Origin of the sequence: Marinomonas sp. PE14-40 (assembly GCF_051623805.1) — a bacterium.
GTDB lineage: Bacteria > Pseudomonadota > Gammaproteobacteria > Pseudomonadales > Marinomonadaceae > Marinomonas.
Genome location: NZ_CP130700.1, coordinates 1,651,075 through 1,670,224, shown reverse-complemented (window position 1 = coordinate 1,670,224; position 19,150 = coordinate 1,651,075). Strand labels below are relative to the sequence as shown.

The 19,150-nt window shown below is 42.3% G+C and carries 19 protein-coding genes; 10 read left to right on the top strand and 9 right to left on the bottom strand.

What is annotated here, in order from left to right; all coding sequences use genetic code 11:
• Positions 1–18 precede the first annotated feature (18 nt).
• Positions 19–927, bottom strand: a complete 909-nt coding sequence (locus tag Q0A08_RS07650; RefSeq protein WP_438465972.1) for a LysR family transcriptional regulator — start codon at positions 925–927, stop codon at positions 19–21.
• 185 nt (positions 928–1,112) lie between these two features.
• Here Q0A08_RS07650 and Q0A08_RS07645 point away from each other — a divergent pair, with 185 nt between their 5' ends.
• Positions 1,113–1,646: an NADPH-dependent FMN reductase gene (locus Q0A08_RS07645; protein ID WP_438465970.1), complete on the top strand. Its 534-nt coding sequence runs from the start codon at positions 1,113–1,115 to the stop codon at positions 1,644–1,646.
• A gap of 140 nt (positions 1,647–1,786) precedes the next feature.
• Here Q0A08_RS07645 and Q0A08_RS07640 read toward each other — a convergent pair whose 3' ends face one another.
• Complete coding sequence (locus tag Q0A08_RS07640; RefSeq protein WP_438465968.1) at positions 1,787–2,761, bottom strand: LysR family transcriptional regulator; 975 nt, start codon at positions 2,759–2,761, stop codon at positions 1,787–1,789.
• A gap of 130 nt (positions 2,762–2,891) precedes the next feature.
• On the opposite strand from Q0A08_RS07640, the gene Q0A08_RS07635 reads away from it, so the two are divergent.
• The 3 genes from Q0A08_RS07635 to Q0A08_RS07625 all read left to right on the top strand — a co-directional run bounded on the left by Q0A08_RS07635 (position 2,892) and on the right by Q0A08_RS07625 (position 5,644).
• Positions 2,892–4,073: a multidrug effflux MFS transporter gene (locus tag Q0A08_RS07635; protein WP_438465967.1), complete on the top strand. Its 1,182-nt coding sequence runs from the start codon at positions 2,892–2,894 to the stop codon at positions 4,071–4,073.
• Positions 4,074–4,090: 17 nt separating this feature from the next.
• Complete coding sequence (locus Q0A08_RS07630) at positions 4,091–4,504, top strand: nucleotide triphosphate diphosphatase NUDT15 (RefSeq protein ID WP_438465966.1); 414 nt, start codon at positions 4,091–4,093, stop codon at positions 4,502–4,504.
• A 129-nt stretch (positions 4,505–4,633) separates the two neighbouring features.
• On the top strand, positions 4,634–5,644 hold the full coding sequence (locus Q0A08_RS07625; protein WP_438465964.1) for a LysR family transcriptional regulator: 1,011 nt from the start codon (positions 4,634–4,636) through the stop codon (positions 5,642–5,644).
• Positions 5,645–5,731: 87 nt separating this feature from the next.
• Here the strand turns inward: Q0A08_RS07625 and Q0A08_RS07620 are convergent, their stop codons facing one another.
• The 6 genes from Q0A08_RS07620 to dctP all read right to left on the bottom strand — a co-directional run bounded on the left by Q0A08_RS07620 (position 5,732) and on the right by dctP (position 12,090).
• Positions 5,732–7,123 (bottom strand): MmgE/PrpD family protein, encoded by a 1,392-nt coding sequence (locus tag Q0A08_RS07620; protein ID WP_438465962.1) that lies wholly within the window; start codon positions 7,121–7,123, stop codon positions 5,732–5,734.
• Positions 7,120–8,541, bottom strand: coding sequence for an aspartate ammonia-lyase (locus Q0A08_RS07615; protein ID WP_438465960.1), 1,422 nt, complete (start codon positions 8,539–8,541; stop codon positions 7,120–7,122). Before Q0A08_RS07615 ends, Q0A08_RS07620 begins: the two co-directional genes overlap by 4 nt.
• 15 nt (positions 8,542–8,556) lie before the next feature.
• Positions 8,557–9,051 carry an asparaginase domain-containing protein gene (locus Q0A08_RS07610; protein ID WP_438465958.1) on the bottom strand — a complete coding sequence of 165 codons (495 nt, stop codon included), beginning with the start codon at positions 9,049–9,051 and terminating at the stop codon, positions 8,557–8,559.
• A 10-nt stretch (positions 9,052–9,061) separates the two neighbouring features.
• Positions 9,062–10,366: a TRAP transporter large permease gene (locus Q0A08_RS07605; RefSeq protein ID WP_438465956.1), complete on the bottom strand. Its 1,305-nt coding sequence runs from the start codon at positions 10,364–10,366 to the stop codon at positions 9,062–9,064.
• Between the two features lie 15 nt (positions 10,367–10,381).
• Complete coding sequence (locus Q0A08_RS07600; protein ID WP_438465954.1) at positions 10,382–10,912, bottom strand: TRAP transporter small permease; 531 nt, start codon at positions 10,910–10,912, stop codon at positions 10,382–10,384.
• A 152-nt stretch (positions 10,913–11,064) separates the two neighbouring features.
• A complete protein-coding gene (dctP, locus tag Q0A08_RS07595; RefSeq protein ID WP_438465952.1) occupies positions 11,065–12,090 on the bottom strand; it encodes a TRAP transporter substrate-binding protein DctP in 1,026 nt (341 codons plus the stop codon).
• Between the two features lie 262 nt (positions 12,091–12,352).
• Between dctP and Q0A08_RS07590 the strand changes: the two genes are divergently transcribed.
• The 3 genes from Q0A08_RS07590 to Q0A08_RS07580 all read left to right on the top strand — a co-directional run bounded on the left by Q0A08_RS07590 (position 12,353) and on the right by Q0A08_RS07580 (position 14,976).
• Positions 12,353–12,958: a pyridoxamine 5'-phosphate oxidase family protein gene (locus tag Q0A08_RS07590; protein ID WP_438465950.1), complete on the top strand. Its 606-nt coding sequence runs from the start codon at positions 12,353–12,355 to the stop codon at positions 12,956–12,958.
• 186 nt (positions 12,959–13,144) lie between these two features.
• Positions 13,145–14,464, top strand: a complete 1,320-nt coding sequence (locus Q0A08_RS07585; protein ID WP_438467616.1) for a Na+/H+ antiporter NhaC family protein — start codon at positions 13,145–13,147, stop codon at positions 14,462–14,464.
• Positions 14,465–14,499: 35 nt separating this feature from the next.
• Positions 14,500–14,976: an OsmC family protein gene (locus Q0A08_RS07580; protein ID WP_438465948.1), complete on the top strand. Its 477-nt coding sequence runs from the start codon at positions 14,500–14,502 to the stop codon at positions 14,974–14,976.
• 80 nt (positions 14,977–15,056) lie between these two features.
• Here Q0A08_RS07580 and Q0A08_RS07575 read toward each other — a convergent pair whose 3' ends face one another.
• On the bottom strand, positions 15,057–15,701 hold the full coding sequence (locus Q0A08_RS07575; protein ID WP_438465946.1) for a DsbA family oxidoreductase: 645 nt from the start codon (positions 15,699–15,701) through the stop codon (positions 15,057–15,059).
• A gap of 405 nt (positions 15,702–16,106) precedes the next feature.
• Here Q0A08_RS07575 and Q0A08_RS07570 point away from each other — a divergent pair, with 405 nt between their 5' ends.
• From Q0A08_RS07570 to Q0A08_RS07560, 3 genes are all read left to right on the top strand, one after another.
• Positions 16,107–16,478 (top strand): hypothetical protein, encoded by a 372-nt coding sequence (locus tag Q0A08_RS07570; protein WP_438465944.1) that lies wholly within the window; start codon positions 16,107–16,109, stop codon positions 16,476–16,478.
• A 70-nt stretch (positions 16,479–16,548) separates the two neighbouring features.
• The gene (locus Q0A08_RS07565) at positions 16,549–17,418 is read left to right on the top strand and encodes a hypothetical protein (protein WP_438465942.1); all 870 of its coding nucleotides are present in this window, start codon (positions 16,549–16,551) and stop codon (positions 17,416–17,418) included.
• A gap of 677 nt (positions 17,419–18,095) precedes the next feature.
• Positions 18,096–19,073, top strand: coding sequence for a transposase (locus Q0A08_RS07560; RefSeq protein WP_438465940.1), 978 nt, complete (start codon positions 18,096–18,098; stop codon positions 19,071–19,073).
• The last annotated feature ends 77 nt before the right edge of the window (positions 19,074–19,150 follow it).

The following is a 19,150-nucleotide window of genomic DNA, read 5'->3' as shown; positions in this document are numbered from 1 at the left end:
TGTCTTGTGTTTAGCTTTTTAACCGTCTTTATTTAGTGCTTCACTAACAAAGTCGATAAAACAGCGGACCTTAGAGGATAAATGCTTGCGGCTAGGATAAATTAGATAGATATCGATTTTGTGCCGGTCATACTCTTCAAAAAGTTGGACTAACTTACCGCTTTCTATCTCATCACCAAGATTGAACTTAGGCATACGAGTAATGCCATTTCCTGCGGCACATAAGATCAATTCTAGCTCTGAGTTATTTGTTAGTAATCGGCTTTCGACAGGTACTTGGAAAGGCTTTTGTTCTTCATCAACAAATTGCCAAATATTTGGTTGTTTGACATAAGAATAGGAAATCGTTTGATGGTTAATTAATTCGTTTGGATGAACAGGTGTTCCATATTTTTCTAGGTATGCAGGTGATGCAATTGTCACAGCATGGGATGAATATACTTTACGGCTAATCAAGCTAGAGTCATCCAACTGATGAGCGCCACGAACCAAAATATCATAACCTTCTGTGATCATATCGACTTTGCGATTATTTAAGTCAACATCAAGATTAACGAGAGGGTAGCGATCTAAAAATTTTGCAATAATACAAGGCATTTGAGATAAACCAAAGCTAGTTGGGCAACTAATACGCAAATTGCCTTTAGGTTCAAGCTGTTGGCCACTCAAGGCTGATTCAGCTTCTTCTGCTTGATTAATAATCAAAGAGCACTGCCTATAATAAGCCTCGCCTTCAGGAGTTAAGCTGAGCGACCGTGTTGTTCTGTGCATCAGGCGCAAGCCTAAGCGCGACTCTAATTTATGAATTTCTTTACTAATATAAGAGGTAGAGTGGCCGCTGTTTTGAGCCGCTTGAGTAAAGCTACCGCTATTGACGACTTCTACAAAAATTACCATGCCGTCTAAAAGTTGCGCGTTATAGGTCATACGTTCGAGTTCTAATTTAGATAATTCACTCTAGTGTGCCTTGTTTCTGATTAAGAGCCAAATGGAAATTATCATTCTACAAAATATGGATTAATCATTAAGTGTTGATAGTCTAATATAACTTCATCGATCAGCTGCACACCAATTTGATGCAGCTTCACACTGAATTAGATGAGAGAAACATTATGAAAGTATTAGCCTTCGCAGCAAGTAACAGCACTCAGTCTCTAAACAAGCAATTAGCAACTTATGCTGCTGATCTTCTTGGTCAAAAAGACAATGTAGAAGTTGAGATCCTTGATCTAAACGATTTCGAAATGCCTATCTACAGCAGCGACAGAGAAAACGCGTCTGGCTTGCCACAATTAGCAAAAGACTTTTATGCAAAAATTGGCGAAGCTGATGCTTTGATTATTTCTTTTGCTGAGCACAATGGTACTTACACGGCTGCTTATAAAAACATCTTTGACTGGACATCACGTGTTGATATGAAGGTTTATCAAGAAACACCAACGCTTCTTCTAGCAACATCACCTGGCCCTGGTGGCGCAGCTACTGTACTGGCTCAGGCGAAGACATCAGCACCTTATTTTGCAGGTAATGTAAAAGCTGACCTTTCTATCCCAAGTTTTTATGACAACTTCGATCTTGAAAAAGGCGAACTATCTAACCTAGAGCTTAAAGACAAACTAGAGTCTGCATTAGCTCAGCTTGTTTAACTATGTTGAAAAGCTAGGTTAAAAGAAGTCTAGCTTTAAAGCATTAAAATGCTTAGATTGTCTGTTAAAAGCCATCAAATCCCCCTGTTTGATGGCTTTTTTGCCGCTAGAATAAAGTTACTTCGTCTGAAGAATCGACTCTAATTAAGCGATGTAGGAGGATTAATCTTTACACCTTCAAGGCACTTTTGCTGAATAAATTCTCTTAACCAAATATGGGCAGGGTTTGTCTGCTGGGTTTCAGGCCACAACATAAAGTACCTTGCAGGTGCTAGATGAAAAGGCATAGGTAACATCTTTAACTGATATCGTTCACATAATTGATTGGCAAAAGCCGAGGTGCAAATCATGCTCATATCTGAATGCTGGGTAAGTAGGGCTGCACTGTGAAAATCTGCTACTACGGCTAAATCAGTACTTTCATTGCCTTGTGCTAAAAGCACTTCATCTAATAGCCAACGGGTTTGTTCTTCCACACTGATTTTAATGCGAGATAAGGTAAGGAAATTCTCTAAATTCCACTTTACCGATAGAATCGGATGATCATTTCGCACTAAGCAAACATTCTCATCTTCAAATAAAACCACCTTTGGAAGCTCTGGTAAATGGTTAATGTTCCATGGGAAGCCTGCTCGTGAATCCGTATCTCGCGCGATAATAAGAAGGTCAAGCTGACTTTGTTCTACCAGCTGAATACTCTTGGAATGGGTTTTGGCTATGTTTAATTTTACCTTAGGTGCCGCTTGTGTCAGAGATTGCATAAAGCTTGGCACCACAACAGGAAAGGCATTTTCGGCGATGGAGATTTTAAATTCTCTTTCATCTTCTTTTGGGTCGAACTGACTTGGCACCATCATCTGGCAATAAAGTCTTATCCATTCCCTTAATGGCTGCTCCATTGCTTGGGCTTTCGCTGTTGCTTTAAGACCAGTCCCCGCCTTGATAAAAAGAGGGTCTTTGAGTTCACCACCCACTTGTTCTCTTAATTTTGTGAGCTGCTTACTCACCGCTGATTGGGTCAAATTAAGTTGTGATGCTGCGCGGCTAACACTGCCTTCTTCTAAAAGAATCAGCATAAGTTTGAGCAGGTTTAGATCGATCTGAGCAAGTTGCATGGATTATTCCAAAATGGAAACAGTTTGAGGCGGATAAGTCATTATATTTCATCTTCAAATCAAACTAAACTAGTCATTAATTAAACATTAAATCATGTTTGTCCTACCTGCTTTTTGGAATACTTGCTTTATGGCTCAACCACCTTCTCTCTATCTATTTTTGCTTATTATCCTATTAGGTCCTCTTGGAATAGATGTCTATTTACCTGCGATTCCCGCCATTGCCGAATCCATGAATACCCATGTTGATGGGGTGCAAGCCTCGGTTGCCATGTATTTGTCTGCCATGGGATTAGGGCAGTTGATTGCAGGACCTTTGGCCGATCGATATGGTCGTAAACCTTTGGGTTTATCGGGTATTGCTTTGTATTTTAGTGGTGCATTAATTGCCTCGTTAGCGACTATGGTTGAAGTCTTGTGGTTCTCTCGTGTATTGCAAGGCTTGGGTGCTTGTGCCATTTCTGTGTGTGTTATTTCAGGTGTGAGAGACAGTTACAGCCTTGAAAAGGCCAGTCGAATTTACAGCTATTTAAACGGCGTAATCTGTGTGATACCGGCTTTAGCGCCTATGTTAGGTGGTCTATTGTTGAACTGGTGGGGCTGGGAATCAGGCTTTATCCTTATGTATGCCTATGCGATTTTGATGGCATTTGTCATCATACTAAAACTGCCAGAAACCTTGCCTGCTAAAACGGAAAAACAAAAGAAGCTCATCAGTTTAGAGCGTTATAAACCTATCTTAATTAACCCTAAATTCCGCTTTCATGCGGGTATGGTTATGCTGTTTATGGGCATCATTATCGCTTACATCAGCATGGTTTCCGTTCAGCTAATGGTGGTGATGAAACAAACGACTTTTGCCTTCTCGCTTTGGTTTGGTTTCAATGCCTTTATTAATATTATTGCTTCTTTCACAGCACCTAAAATCATCGACAGAGTAGGGCGTAAATTTGCAATACAGTTTGCATCGTCGTTAGCTTTGTTCGCAGGTGTTTGGTTGTTGCTAGTGATTGATAGCCTTGATCCACTTGCCTTAATGATACCTGTCTTTATTTCGAGCACAGGTGTGAGCTTTGTCTTTGCCGTATCTAATGCGGGAGCCTTAGCGCCTTTTGGTGAGAGGGCGGGTACCGCGTCAGCTTTATTAGGCTTCTTCCAAATGACAGGGGCTTCCTTGATGGTCGCATTGGTTAACACTTTACCTTTTGGTGCCATGGCTAACTTTGCCATTGTCATGTTTTTACCAATGATTTGGCTAGGTCTGCATAGTTTTAACAAACAAGACCTGTTTAAATTAGATCCAGCTAACTAGTTAAGAAGGATATACAGGTGGAACTAGATAAACAGGTTCAAGTAGGGATAGGTGTCCTACTTGTAAAGGATGGCAAGATTCTTTTAGGACAGCGTATTGGTGCTTATGGTGCTAATACTTGGGGTCTACCTGGTGGGCATTTAGAATACGGGGAAACCTTTGAAGATTGCGCCATCAGAGAAACCCTCGAAGAAACAAACCTCACTATCTCAGGTTTAACTAATGTTGGCGTAACAAATGACTTGTTTGCCGATGTGGGCAAACATTATGTCACGCTATTTCTACAAACAGAGCAAATCACGGGGGAGTTAAAGCTCACTGAGCCTGAAAAATGCTTAACTTGGCAATGGTTTGATTGGCAAGATTTACCCAAACCTTTGTTTCCTTCTCTTGCTAATTTTATACAACAAGGATTTGAATTAGCGTCTTAATTTTGATCATGATTTTTGCTTTTAAAGATATAAGAAATGAGTGCTAAAAGCAGATGGAATTTGGCTAAAACCTGCTTAGAAAACAGGCGCTCATATGCTAACCTTGTTATTTGTCTTTAAGAAGTTTACATGACTGCGACACCAAAAAATAACGTACATTCTCTTCTTTATAGCACGACTCTAGATACCTTCCTTGCGGTGTGTCAGCACCAGAGTTTTACGAAGGCTGCGAAGGCGCTTGGTCTAGGTCAATCCTCTGTTTCACAGAATATTCAAAAACTAGAAGAGTCTCTCGGAGTAAGCTTATTTGATCGCGAAGTGCGACCAATAATGCTCAAACCAGAAGCGGTCATGTTACGTGAAGTACTGGAAGGGCAGTTTTCAGAAATTGAAAATGTGGTGTCCCTTATTCGTGAGCAAAATGAGCTAAAGCCTATTGTGAAAATTGGCGTCATTGATTCACTTTCTACCAATGTTGCACCCGCGTTAATTCGTAAACTTACCGAACAAACACGACAGGTTTCTGTACTAAGTGGTATCTCGCCGAATATCGCGAAAGACTTATTGAATCGAGAAGTGGACATCATTATCACCAGTGACCCACTTGATGGCATCGAAGGATTGAGTCGCTACTTTTTATGCCAAGAACCCCACTTATTGGTTTTACCAAAAAACTCCGAATTGCGGGATACGCCAGTCACTTGGCAGCAGCTTATCTCTTATGAACTGCCTATTGTTCGTTACTCTCGTCGCTCTGCCTCTGGGCGAGTAGTTGATACCCACTTTTCTAGAATGCGTATGAATGTGCCTTTTAAAATCGAAGCAGATACAACCCGTGTTGTACTTTCCATGGTCGCCGATGGACTTGGCTGGGCCTTATCGACACCGCTTTGTTTGATGCAATGTAAAGACATACTCGATCAAGTCCATATGCAACCTGCGCCTCAACCTCTTTTTAGCCGTGAAATCTACATAGTGACTCGACATCAAGAATATCTAAGTTTGGTGGATAACATCTTAGCGGAATGTGCCAAGCAGTTAAGCCTGTCCCTACTGCCTGATATTAAGAAGAACTTTCCATGGGTGGTTGATGAGATAGTAATAGATGAGAGGGTAGTAGATTTAGCCTGCAAGCTATAAAAAAAGAGGGCAGGAAAAATAGCTTCCTACCCCCAAAAAGGATGATTTCTTAAACGCTAGGTTTTATGTCCTTACCGCTTTATCTTTTTACCTCTCTCGCTTTATTAATTGCGTAACACTTTTAATATGCTCAACTTGCTCTAACTGAAACAGCTGATTTAATAGTGTCTTTTCGTTTTCTGGGCTTAGTTTACCTGCTACGCATTTAGCAAATTTCGCCCTAAAATCTTCATCACTAAATGGTTTTTCTGGGTTACCAATTGCTAGGTCATTCTCTAAGAAAAGACTGTCGCCCGTTTTCGTCTTAATCCAAATTTTGACAGGGGCGGTGCCGATAAAACCCAACTTAGCGAGGTCATCATCAATTTCCATTGTGATACTCTGCATCAAGCTTTGTACCCTCGGGTCCATAATCTTTTCTTGGGTGAACTCCTCTAAGGTTAACTGGCCATAAATCAGACTAGCAGCAATGGAATACTCAAGAGAGAAGCGAGCTTCTACTGGTGTTTTTGGCTGGTGGCACACAAGCTCCTTTGGCCCTAATAAACTCACACCGCAATGGATACTTTCAATCTCTTGCCAAGTCACCTTGTCTTCTTGCACTAAGGTTTCCATCAGATCGCAGGCTGGGTGGTTGCCACTGCAATTAGGATACTTCTTAAAGGCATAACCTTTTGTGCTGATATCCCATCCCACTCCAAACAGAATTGGCTTCACCATGGTTCTGACTTTTTTCGCTAACGCATCACTGGCATAACACTGAATAAATCCGTCGACACCTTCTAATGCCGTCGGTGCTGAGGTAATCCCATGTTGTGCCAAACTCACTGCTTCTAAGCCAGATTTTGCCGCCATACCCGCATGATAAGGTTTGGCTTGAGTGCCAAAGTTACTGCGAATACCACTAGACCTTGATAAGGATAAAGCCAGAGCGCGAGTTGTCATGGCTTCATCTAGGTCTAATAACTGACAAACCGCAGCAGCAGTGCCTAATGTGTAGAAAACCCCTGTTGTGTGCCAGCCATTTTCTGAGGTTTCTGGCATCATTAAATCAGCGACTTTATGGGCCACTTCGACACCAGCAATGTAGGCTGTTAGTAGTGCTTTACCAGATAAATCCTGCTCTTCTGCTAAAGCTAATAATGCGGGAATAATGACAGTAGAAGGGTGGCCGATTGTCGCCCAACTGGTGTCGTCAAAGTCTAAAGCATGGCCAGAGGCGGCATTCACCAATGCTGCGTTTTCAACATCAAGATTAAAGTCATGGCCTATGATAGAGGCATTGCCACCTTGGCTCCTTTGGCTAGCCCAGTGTCTTAAGTTTTCAGCTACGGGTTGATCACAACCCGCAATCGCAACACCGATATAATCCAACACAGCGCGTTTCGCTGTATTGGTCACATCTGATGGCAGATCCGAATACTGTAATGAGACCAAGAAGCGCGCCGCCTGCGTCAGGATAGGGGCTTGCTTATTCATAACGAATCCCCACGTTTTGCCTTAAATAAGTCATTAAACTTATCGGGAGATGTCATCATGAGAGGGTCTAGATAGCGGTTTGCTTCTAGCTCATTCATGATGCCTGATTCAATGACCACTTGTTTGATTGTTTTGTTTTCTTCATCTGCTTGCTTAGCAAGGCGAGAAGCCGTTTGATAATCAAATAAGGTCGCAATCACCGTCGAAAGGGCTAAGGAATTTTCTGCATCTTGGTGGCATTTTTCTTGATTGGCTTGAATGCCGTCTATGCACTTGCTGGCTAGTAACGGCATACAGCTAGACAATAAATCACAGGACTCAGTCACACAGTTAAGAATCAAAGATTCCCACACATTCAGGTCCAGTTCGCCTTCACAAGCGCGAGTGACAGCCACATCATTACCAAACACTCTAAAATACACCTGCATCGCCATTTCTGGCATCACAGGGTTAATTTTACCCGGCATGATGGATGAACCAGGTTGCACCGCTGGTAGTGTTATTTCTCCTAAACCTGCTCTTGGTCCAGATGACATAAGGCGCAAGTCACCCGCAAGCTTATTTAAATTAAGGGCAATGGCTTTGGTTAAGGCAGAGACCTTGATCCAAAGATCAGCATTTTGCAGGCCATCAAACAGGTTCTCTTCGACTTCCCAATCACTGCCAGTAATGTCATTCAGCGCTTCAAAAAGGTAGGTTTTATAACCTGGGAAGGTGCCAAACTCAGTGCCAATGGCTGTTGCTGATAAAGGCAATTCTAGACAGCAATATCTCACTTCTTTTATCTCGGCGATCATCCTCTCAAAGGCATTACGATAACCGCTGAATTGCTGGCCTAAGGTAATAGGCAGAGCATCTTGAAAACAGGTTCTGCCAAGCTTTACGACTTGCTCGAACTCCGTTTCTTTTCGCTTTAATGAGGTCACAAACTCAGCCAATACTCTTTCTAGAGTGATTAAAGCGCTGAAAACAGACATTTTCATTGCCGCAGGGATCACATCATTAGTGGATTGTCCCATGTTCACATGGGTATTTGGATGTACTCTGTCGTAACCCTTGTGACCTGTGATGATTTCGTTTGCTCTATTTGCCAATACCTCATTCACATTCATATTGGCCGATGTACCACCGCCACCTTGGTAAATGTCGATGGCAAAGTTGGTTGGATCAAGATTATTCAGCATGTCATCTGCTGCCTGACAAATGGCTTGGCAGATGTCTTTATTTAAAACATTGGCTTTATAGTTAGCCATAGCCGCCGCTTTTTTAATCTGAATAATACTTTCTACAAAGCCTGGAATGTGGGAAATGGTTTTACCTGAAATCGCAAAATTCTCTTTCGCTCTTTGAGTCTGAATTCCGTAATAAAGGCTTTCGTTTAGTTGGCGTTCGCCAAGAGCATCATGTTCAATTCGCATCATTTTTCTCCTAGCTTAGTGCCAAAGTTCACGGTCTTCAGGGCGAAACAGTTTTCCATCAATACAGACATACACACCCGCTGATGCATATTGCGCCGCTAATGACGCAGCGCCTAAATTGAATAAACCATCACTGTAGGTAAAGCCATCTATTGGGCGTAAAGAACCCGTTAAAATGACGGTCTTATCTAGAAACATGGCACTGCTCTTATTTAAAAATCTGGCAAGATCAAACAAGGTAAAAGACCCATGGGTTAGCACTATGGCAGAGACTGGACTCTTCGCTATGGCGGTTAACATGTCTTCTCTGTCTACGTCAGTCATCTCGCGGCTGTCTTTCATACAGACTTGGCTAAACAGGTATTCATCTTTAGCAACACCGCAATGCTGCTCTAGGTATTTCGGCAGAATGCTCTCGTTAAAACAGATTGGCCCACACTGGTCAGGGTCGTAATAAGAGTCGATGGTTCCGCCTGTTGTAATTAGGTGAAAGTTAATAGGGTTTGTCATAAGTACTCCGTTATAGACCGGTAACTAGGCGCGGCAACCAAAGTGCCAATTCAGGGATAAAAGTCGTTAAAAGCACGACAGGTAAGTAAGTTAGAAAAACGAATACCAAGGTCGGTTTAATAATTTGCGGTAGTTTTACGCCGCCAATTAAGGTGCCGAAATAGAGGATAGGGGCCGTCGGTGGGGTGATAAGGCCCATGCCCAAGTTTGTCCCGATAATGGCTGCAAAATGTACTGGATGTACGCCAATCTCATTCATCACAGGCAATAACAAAGGTGCTGCTAGCAAGATGCCAGAGACATCTTCCATAAACATGCCGATAAGCAATAGGAAGAGATTCACCAACAAGAGCAATAGAATCTTGTTATCCGTGATGGCTAGCAAGCTTTCTAAAATCTGTTGTGGCACATCTTCAAATGTCAGTACACGTGCCAACATGCTGGCACAAAATATCACTAGCATGAGAACGGCTGTCACTTGTGCTGCTTTCCAAACCGCCTCGTAAAAAGAGTTCCAAGTCATCTCTTTATAGATCCAAAATGCCACAGGCAGCGCGTACATAACGGCAACCGCAGCCGCTTCTGTTGGGGTTGTAACGCCCCCATAAATGAAGCCCAAGATAATAAGAGGCATGGCCAAACCAAAACCTGCACGACGTGTTTTCAAAAAGATGTTTTGTCTCGCAGTTTTAAAGTCAGGCTTTTCTTCAATGACTAACGGCATCTTGCGAGTCAGGATAAAGTTCCAGAAACAGAAGAGGCAGATCAACAAAAGTGCGGGAATGACAGGTGCTAAGAAAGCTGCTGTGATGGACGTGCCTGTTACCCAACCGTACAAAATCATAGTGGCACTGGGAGGAATAAGCAGAGCCAATACCGCCGAACAAGACACTAATGACGTGGCATAACCCCTGTCATAGCCTTTCTCGACCATACGCGGAATCATGATAGAACCGATCGCCGCCACAGCAGACGACGCCATACCAGAAATGGCCCCAAAGATGGCCGTTGTCACAACTGTGACTATGCCAAGACCCCCACGGTAATGGCCAAAAATACTATCCGCTAAATCCAATAACCTTTTGGCGATACCGCCATTGGTCATGATAGAGCCAGCTAAAATATAAAGCGGAATCGCTAACAGCACCATAGATGATGTTTTGCTAAAACCCGATGTGATGAGGAAAGAGGTGTTGCCGTATTCCCCCATAAAAATTAGAAATAACGCAGCGGCGACAAAAGTCAGTGCAACAGGCACGCCTATCACCATCAGGGTAATAAGCAGGGCTACGTCCCAGATAATAATGCTACTCATGGTAAGTATCCTCGATTATTGCTTGTGTTTGAAAAAGTCAGTGCAGGCTTCAATCACTTCGATAAAGAAGTAAAACGTCATTAACGCCATACCAACTAACATGCCACCGTAAACCCAAGCCATAGGGATGCGAAGCTCGACAGAGCTGGTATCAAACTCTAAGTTGAATTGCACGAGATGCCAGGTTTCCCAGCACAGGTAAGCGCAAAGTAATGTGGAAATGACGCGAGTTAAAAAGTGGGCGAAATCCACGAATAAACCCGGTTTAAAGACAGTATCGACTATGCTGGCTGAGATGTGTTCTTTCACATGGGTGCCATAAGCCGCCCCGATAAAATACATTACAGCAGCAAGGTAGCTGGCGCTTTCTTCAATCCCAAAAATGGAATAGTTGAAGATGTAACGGCTAACGACTTGCACAAACACCAATAAGGTAAAAGTGATACTGGCAGCAAAGAGTAACCATCTCTGGAGACGGAGTTTAAATTGCCACAATAATTTAAGGGGACTGGCCGTTTTCATAGTTTTAATTGTAGTCGCAGTCATAGCAGCGAACCTTTTTATTAGGTGGTACTTCAGAAGTGCTTCTTAAACGAAGTCGCTAGCTAAGAGGCACTTCTGTAAAGCAAATGACTAAGTAGAGCCAAAGGGATACACCTCTGGCCAACTTAATAACTAATTTTTGTCAGTGTTAAGAGTTATTTACTGTAGTAAGTGCTTAACTTTTGGAAGAGTTCGTCGCCAATCTCGTCTTTGATATTTGGCCAAACATCATTACGAATAGCATTAGAAATGGTCTTCATTTCAGCGTCAGAGAAGGTCACGACTGTCACGCCTGCATCACGTAATTGTTGGCGATAATCCACATCGGCTTGAGCAACTCGTTGGAAGCGTTCAGTGGCCATATTGGTAGCAATGTTCTGGATGGTCGTTTGGTCTGCTTCATCCAATTTCTGGAACTTTTTACTATTGATGATGAGAGAGTTAACTTCGAAAAAGTTATTAATCTGTAACCAAGTTTTAACAATGCCGTTCCAGTCACGTACCGCATTTTCTGGTGTACCGCCTATCATGCCGTCGATAACGCCTGTTTGAACGCCAGTGTATAGCTCGGCCCAAGGCATGGTGGCAGTGTTATAACCAAGGCGTTCAAGTACTGGGCGCTGAGTGCCAACACCTGATGGCCAAACACGGATTTTTAGATCTTTATGTAGAGCATCTGGATTAGAAGGGTTGGTCACATCAGAGCTGACCGCCATGCCACCCATACCCACCGCATAAGGGGCTAGCATGGTGATGTTTTGTGGTTTAAGCAGATCGTTAACCACATCAAAAATGAAACCGCCGTCGCTCCATGAGGTTTCCGCTTCGTCATAGGTTGAAACCGAGTAAGGGAACCAAGAAATATTCAAACGTTTGTCATACTTGGTGGAAAAAGACTGTACAGCGGCATCGACAACACCGTATCGTATCAGCTCATATACTTCTTCAAGGTCACCCAATTGGTTGGCAGGGTAGACACGAACATTCACTCGGCCTTGGGTTTGTGCTTCAACACGTTTTGCAAATTCTTTAGACCAATCGTCTTGCTCAGATCCCGGAGGAGCAGGGTGAGAAAGGCGTAAACTGGTGGCTGCGTAACTAGTGCTTGCCGCAAGGGAAATAGCACTTGCCGTCACGGCGACCATACCTAGTTTAAAAAATTGTTTAATTGGGCTGCTCATTGGGACTACCTCATTCTAAATTTTATTGTTAATTGTAGTTGTCCGCTCAGACATATGTTGTGCAATACGTCTCGGGCAAATCCATTGAACGCTCTTGCAAAAAGAAGCACTATTAACATCGAAAATTCTAATTAATAGTATTAGCTGGAGTGATGGTAGGTTCAGTTATAGTAATAATGTCTGATTCACTACCTTTTACTCAGAGAAGAAACAGCAGGCAACCAGCCTTATTATTCGTAACATAAAATGAACAAGGATGATTATGTACATTGAATCAGAAGCACAACTCAGAGAGCTCTATGGCTTTGCAAAAGGCAGAGCAAAAGACAAACAACTTGATGCGTTAGAAAAGCATTCGATTAACTTTATCGAGCATTCTCCCTTTGTCACCTTATCCAGTTATGCTAAATCGGGTGCGTTAGATTCATCTCCAAGAGGAGGTGAGCCCGGGTTTATCAAGGTGATCAATAACAACTGCATCATCATCCCAGATGCCCGAGGTAATAACCGTCTTGATACCTTGGTGAACCTTCTCGATACAGGCAATATTGGTTGTCTCTTTCTGATCCCTGGGGTGGATGAAACCTTAAGAGTCAATGGCACAGCGCGGATTTCGACAAGAGAAGATTACTTGAGCCTCTTCGCCTTTCACCAAAAGCCACCTATCTCATGTATCGAAATCCAAGTGACAGAAGTCTTTTTACATTGTGCTAAGGCGTTAATGCGATCTGAGCTTTGGTCTGAAGAAACGAAAATTGAACGCTCTAAGCTACCGACCATGGGCAGAATGATGAATGATCAACTTAAAGTAGATGAAGAGCCAGAAAGCCAAGAGGCCATGGTCGCCCGATATAAGCAGGGTCTTTAGCTAAGCTGCATATTCAGTTTTGCTAAAAGTCGTATTATTTAGGCTTTAAATGAATTCCTCTCATGATGCCTTGGGGACTTTGCATGGCAATAATTTTGAAGTGACGTAAGCTTGTCGCCCGCTGTGAGCCACCATAAGTGGTTCACAGTGTGCTACTTCTTATTATCCTTCGGAGCGTTTGACCCAGTGAACAAAGTGTCCTCTTTGGCAGTTTTGCCATTTCTCGTATTTTTAAGTCTTTTTATTGGTAGCGGGCTTTATTATCAAAGCTTAGGTACTGATTTTGCCTTCTATCAAATCAAAGCCCCGGTTGCGATTTTACCCGCCATTCTGATTGCCTTTTTAATGGTAAAAGGGTCTTTCAATAAAGCGCTAGATACCTTCATTAAAGGTGTGGGCGATAACACCATTATTACCATGGTACTTATCTTCTTATTGGCGGGTGCTTTTGCCAGCGTGATGAAGTCGATAGGCGCAGTTGATGCGACGGTTAACTTTGCCTTAGCAAGTGTACCTAGCAGCTTTATTCTGCCGGGTTTGTTTATTATCTCTGCCTTTATTGCCACCGCAATGGGTACGTCTATGGGAACCATCGCCGCGATTGCGCCTGTTGCCTTAGGTGTGTCTGAGGTAAGTGATATCGAACTAGTGCTCGCCATCTCAAGTGTGGTGGGTGGTGCCATGTTTGGTGACAACCTATCTATCATTTCAGATACCACGATTGCGGCAACCCGCACCCAAGGTTGTGAGATGAAAGACAAGTTCCGTATGAATGTGAAGCTTGCCATTCCAGCAGCTCTAATCACGCTGATTGTCTTATATTTCGCCGGTGCCGATAGCCAATTGACCGAGGTAGGCGACTATGAATACATCTTGATTCTGCCTTACCTAGCGGTATTAGCTTTGGCCGTTTTGGGTATCAATGTTTTTGTGGTGCTTTTTAGTGGCTTGCTACTCGCTTCGGGTATTGGGTATTTCCACCAAGAAACCTATGGCATTGCGAGCATTAGCCAAGATGTGTATGCAGGCTTTGGTGCTATGCAAGAAACCATGCTCCTATCTTTGTTGATAGGCGGTCTTGCGGCTCTCATGCGAAGTGAAGGTGGCCTAGCTTGGATCTCAGCCAAACTACAAGCCTTGGTAAGTAAACTTGCTGATCTAGGTTTAATGCAAACCAAAGCCGGTGAAATCTGTATTGCCTTGCTCGTCGCATTAATGAACTTTGCGACCGCGAACAATACCATTGCCATTCTAATCTCAGGGGCAGTAGCAAAAGAGATTGCCGAGAAATACCAAGTCAGCGCTGCCAGAAGTGCTAGCTTGTTAGATATTTTCTCTTGTGTGGTACAAGGGTTAATTCCTTATGGCGCGCAAATTCTATTGGCAAGTTCTATCGCCGCTATTTCACCTTTTGCTTTGGTTTCAAGCATCTACTATTGTTGGGCTCTTGCGATTATTACCTTGTTCTTTGTTCTGTTCTTATGGCCAAGGGAAGATAAGCGCTAATCGGTTTTATCACTAGATGCATTTAGGGAGAGGATATGTCTGAGTATTATGCTTGCGTGCAATGGCACAAAGGTGAAGATGAGAGTTTTATCGATAACCAATATAGCCGAGCACATCAATGGCATTTTGATGGTGGCCTGAGTGTGCCTGCATCCTCTTCTCCTCATATCGTGCCTTTGCCCTATTCGGTTGAAGCGAATGTCGACCCAGAAGAAGCCTTTGTCGCCTCGCTGTCTAGTTGCCACATGCTTTTCTTTTTATCTATTGCCGCTAAAAAGCGCTATCTGATTAATGAATATAAAGATGATGCCATAGGCCTGATGGAAGAAGACGAAGAGGGCAAAATGGCCATGACCAAAGTCACCCTTCGACCTTATGTGGCGTTCTTGGGCGAGCATCAACCAAACCTAGAGCAACTTGAAAAGATGCATCACCAAGCTCACGATCTTTGTTTTATTGCTAATTCAGTGAAAACCCAGATCGAAACCCAAGTACGCTTGTCTTTGGCCTGAGTAAAGTAAGAAAAAAGCGAAGATCGCAGAAAGTAAAAAGGGAAGCCAATGGCTTCCTTTTTTTATGTCGCAAGACGTGCTTAAGCAGGTGTCTTCTCTACAATATCCATAATCACTTTGAAGAAGTCTTTCGCTTGGTGTGGCCCTTGGATAACGTATTGATCGTTAATCACATAGGTCGGCGAGCTATCGATTTCAAGCTTCTTAAATTGCGCTAGCTTCTTCTCAACCTTGATCTTAGTTTCTTCAGTGAAAGCATCTTCAATCGCATCTTCATCAAGGCCAGCTTGCTTACCAATCTCAGCTAACACGTCCACATCACCAATGTCTTTCGCATCGGTAAAGTAAGCGTGGAAAAGCGCTAACGCTAGATTAGTGCCAAGTTTCTTTTTATTGGCAATATGGATAAGCTGGTGGCTTAGGTGAGTATTAGGGATAAGTGCCTTATCGCTAAAGTTAAACTCTATGCCTTCTTCTTTACCCACTTGCTGTAGCGCGTGATCCGCTTCGTTTAGTCTTTCTTCACTGCCAAAACGGCTGGTCAAATATTCGATTCTGTCTTGTCCTTGAGTAGACACTTCTGGGTGTAACTCAAGGGGCTGCCAGCGAATATCAAATCGATAATCATCACCTAGCTGCTCCATCGCTTGTTTTAAGCGTGAATAACCAAGGTAAGCCCAAGGGCAAACGGTGTCACAAATGATATCGATACGAAAATCAGCCATACGGCCTCCAATAGTCTGTTTCTTTGCGACGCTTTATACCTTATTACGCGAGGGAGTGTTAGGGCTTAGGGTGAAAAAAGTTGGAAATTGTGGGTTGGGGGTGAGCGAGGCAAAAGTGAGCTTATTAAAAATTAACAGACTTTATCTTTGAGTCGGGTTTAAAGTTATATAGAATCAATGAGTTATAAAGTTACGAAACGATAGTTTTGTAATTGATTAAGCAGGGATTGAGATTAGGCGTATGTACGTTTAGCCAGGAAGGTGTTTAGTAATAATTTATCGAATTAAAGCCTTCCGTTAGACCTTCCTTGCAAGATAAAAAATAGATGTGGTGCTTTTAGGGCGGCGGTAAGTCGGACAAATAGAGCGTGTGAATTGTTAAAATGTTAGCCATCTAGGATAGGTATGGAAAATAATAATATTGCACTAGCCGAAATCCAGCTTTTTCAAATCCACTTAAAGCAAAGAGCTATCATCTGCTATTCCATGGTTTTTGCAGCTTTTGGAACGCTACTGGCTGGCATTGTCATGCTTTATGTGGGCACCGCAGGTGATCAAATTGTCTGGCTTGAGTCAAAGTCACTCAAGGTAACTGCCGGTGGATTCGGAGCAATAACTATGACGGCCAGTGTACTTTGGGGGTACTTTGCGTATCGCTCCCGACCTGAAATTAAATATATTGGGCCTAAACGTAGCCTTCACCTCACTCGCGAAGAAGTTGAGAGAGGTGAGCGGATTCAAAAAATGGCTAACGAGCAAAGTAAGGCGGATGCATAAATGCGCCGCTTCTTTGGGCGTTAGGCTATTTGTCAGGCTTCTGTATAGATAAAGAGAATAAAGGATACTTATGACTGTAGTAGTTTCTTGGACAAGAAAAACTCAAACTGGGCGTGAGCTATGGGTTATGTCAGATAGTCGCCTTAGTGGAGGCAAGTGCTGGGATTATGGTCCTAAAGTATTCAGTATGGGAAGAAGTGATGCGGTTATAGCTTTTGCCGGTGACACCGCATGGGCTTACCCACTGATTTCACAAGTAACATCATATGTTGAATCGTTCGTAAACTTAAGAGAACGTGCCGTAGATTTTGTTGATGCACAGAAAAAAATAATCCGAATGCTAAACGACTCTCTAAATTTCGTCTCCGATGCGGTTGATGAGTCTCTTGAAGAGCCTGATTGCACATTCGTATTTTCTGGTTATTCCGCACGAAAACAGGAATTTATGATAAACAAAATCGTTTTTAACTCCAAAAACAAAGAGTTTGAAACAAGACCTCCCAAAAGAGTCAATGGAGAGCTGTTAACCATAATTGGCGATGAACGACCAAAAAAGGCTATTTATCGTATTCTTTCCGAGAAAGAAAAAAACTATCAAGGGCAGGGGGTCAAACTAGACATGGAGCCATCAGAAGCGTTCGTTAAAGTATTGCTATCTGGAAAGTACAGGGAAATCGGTGGTTCTCCACAAATAATGAAATTATATCAAAACATGAATCAGCAACATGTGGCAGTTTACTGGCCGCCAAATGCTTTACACGAAGAGCAAAAAATATATCTTCGTGGTCGTGAATTAGGTAAATATGAAGCCTTAGATAACCCTTGGGTATTCTCACCATACGAAAGTAGGTTGTATTGGCATGACTTTTCTCCTGTTGAGATGCAAGCTAAAGCTAAAGCAGAAAAACAACCAGAGTTAAGTATTGTTCCGAATTACTAACAAAATTACTAACAAGACAGTCACTCTAATTGATCTGTTTAAAACAGTTTAAAATAGATGACGATAATCGAATTGCTTATGATTTTGGATGTTTTTATATTGACTTAAATTGTGAATGTTTGTTTTCTGAATTTTTTGTTTTGGAAAAAGAAAAAGTTATTTTAGCCAACTATTTTTCGCCTCTAAGCAAGGCGTTAGATTTTCTATGTACTTGGAGGTGGAGTGAAAAATTCTGATTTAAAAACACTAATAACACTAATAGGACACCCTTAACAATTTGATCTAATTCCATTCATGATCTAGTTTTATTGAATTCATTCAAGGATGAGGAATCTAATATGCTCTCTTTTTTAGTTAAACGTAAATCTCTAATTAGTCTTAAGCACTAATAGGACACCCTTAACAATTTGATCTAATTCCATTCATGATCTAATAACACTAATAGGACACCCTTAACAATTTGATCTAATTCCATTCATGATCTAGTTTTATTGAATTCATTCAAGGATGAGGCACTAATAGGACACCCTTAACAATTTGATCTAATTCCATTCATGATCTAGTTTTATTGAATTCATTCAAGGATGAGGAGCACTAATAGGACACCCTTAACAATTTGATCTAATTCCATTCATGATCTAGTTTTATTGAATTCACTCAAGGATGAGGAATCTAATATGCCTAAACCACGTAAGTCCCTAATAAGTCTTCAAGATACTTCTTACTATCATTGCGTCTCCCGTTGTGTCCGACGCGCCTTTCTTTGTGGTAGCGATAAGCTCACAGGCCAAAGTTACGAACACAGACGAGGCTGGATTGAAGATAAGATATTGTCTCTTGCTGCTATCTTTGCGATAGATGTCTGCGCCTATGCGGTGATGAGCAATCACACCCACTTAGTCCTTCATGTTAATACTGAGAAAGCCAATAGCTGGTCTATCAGAGAAGTGCTTGAGCGTTGGCATCGTTTGCATAAAGGCACACAATTCACCGAAAAATATCTAGAAAACAAAGAAATGGCAGAGTTTGAGCTTGTATCTGTGTATGAGAGTTGTGAGAAATATCGAGAGCGACTCACAGACATCAGCTGGTTTATGAGAGAGCTGAATGAGCCAATTGCTCGTATGGCCAACAATGAAGACAAATGTACAGGCCGATTTTGGGAGGGTAGGTTTAAGTCACAAGCGTTATTAGACGAGGCAGCACTTGTGTCATGCATAGCATACGTCGACTTAAATCCAGTGCGAGCCAATATGGAAAAAACACCAGAAACCTCGAAGCATACGAGTATCAAAACTCGAATCGAAGTTGCCAAAGCGAATCAAACTCAACCAAAAACTTTATTTCCCTTTATTGGCTGTGAAAGAGAAGATCAACCAGAAGGGTTGCCTTTCAAACTCACGGATTATCTAGAGTTGATTGATCTAACGGGTAGGGTGATTAGGTCAGATAAAAGAGGCTCTCTAGATATCTCGCTTGCCCCTATTCTTCAACGAATTAACCTCACGTCAGAGCAATGGATAGAAGTAACAACCAGCTTTGAAAAACATTTTAAAGTCGCAGTTGGCTCAGAAGCTTATTTAGCTGAGTATTGTGAACACACTGAATTACAGCGGCGATCGGGATTAGCGGCTTGTAAGCGGCTTCTTTCTTAGGTTTAGCTCACTAAATTCAGTTCTACTTTAATTAAACCTTAATATCGTTAACACGAAAATTACTCGTGGCTTCAGTT

Bases quoted from the DNA above. Each gene is read 5' to 3' on its own strand.
- Q0A08_RS07570 (WP_438465944.1), top strand. From the start codon at position 16,107: ATGGAAAATAATAATATTGCACTAGCCGAAATCCAGCTTTTTCAAATC.
- Q0A08_RS07625 (WP_438465964.1), top strand. From the start codon at position 4,634: ATGACTGCGACACCAAAAAATAACGTACATTCTCTTCTTTATAGCACG.
- Q0A08_RS07605 (WP_438465956.1), bottom strand. From the start codon at position 10,366: ATGAGTAGCATTATTATCTGGGACGTAGCCCTGCTTATTACCCTGATG.
- Q0A08_RS07615 (WP_438465960.1), bottom strand. From the start codon at position 8,541: ATGCGAATTGAACATGATGCTCTTGGCGAACGCCAACTAAACGAAAGC.
- Q0A08_RS07640 (WP_438465968.1), bottom strand. From the start codon at position 2,761: ATGCAACTTGCTCAGATCGATCTAAACCTGCTCAAACTTATGCTGATT.
- Q0A08_RS07645 (WP_438465970.1), top strand. From the start codon at position 1,113: ATGAAAGTATTAGCCTTCGCAGCAAGTAACAGCACTCAGTCTCTAAAC.
- Q0A08_RS07560 (WP_438465940.1), top strand. From the start codon at position 18,096: ATGCCTAAACCACGTAAGTCCCTAATAAGTCTTCAAGATACTTCTTAC.
- Q0A08_RS07610 (WP_438465958.1), bottom strand. From the start codon at position 9,051: ATGACAAACCCTATTAACTTTCACCTAATTACAACAGGCGGAACCATC.
- Q0A08_RS07635 (WP_438465967.1), top strand. From the start codon at position 2,892: ATGGCTCAACCACCTTCTCTCTATCTATTTTTGCTTATTATCCTATTA.
- Q0A08_RS07590 (WP_438465950.1), top strand. From the start codon at position 12,353: ATGTACATTGAATCAGAAGCACAACTCAGAGAGCTCTATGGCTTTGCA.
- Q0A08_RS07650 (WP_438465972.1), bottom strand. From the start codon at position 927: ATGACCTATAACGCGCAACTTTTAGACGGCATGGTAATTTTTGTAGAA.
- dctP (WP_438465952.1), bottom strand. From the start codon at position 12,090: ATGAGCAGCCCAATTAAACAATTTTTTAAACTAGGTATGGTCGCCGTG.
- Q0A08_RS07600 (WP_438465954.1), bottom strand. From the start codon at position 10,912: ATGACTGCGACTACAATTAAAACTATGAAAACGGCCAGTCCCCTTAAA.
- Q0A08_RS07620 (WP_438465962.1), bottom strand. From the start codon at position 7,123: ATGAATAAGCAAGCCCCTATCCTGACGCAGGCGGCGCGCTTCTTGGTC.
- Q0A08_RS07575 (WP_438465946.1), bottom strand. From the start codon at position 15,701: ATGGCTGATTTTCGTATCGATATCATTTGTGACACCGTTTGCCCTTGG.
- Q0A08_RS07565 (WP_438465942.1), top strand. From the start codon at position 16,549: ATGACTGTAGTAGTTTCTTGGACAAGAAAAACTCAAACTGGGCGTGAG.
- Q0A08_RS07580 (WP_438465948.1), top strand. From the start codon at position 14,500: ATGTCTGAGTATTATGCTTGCGTGCAATGGCACAAAGGTGAAGATGAG.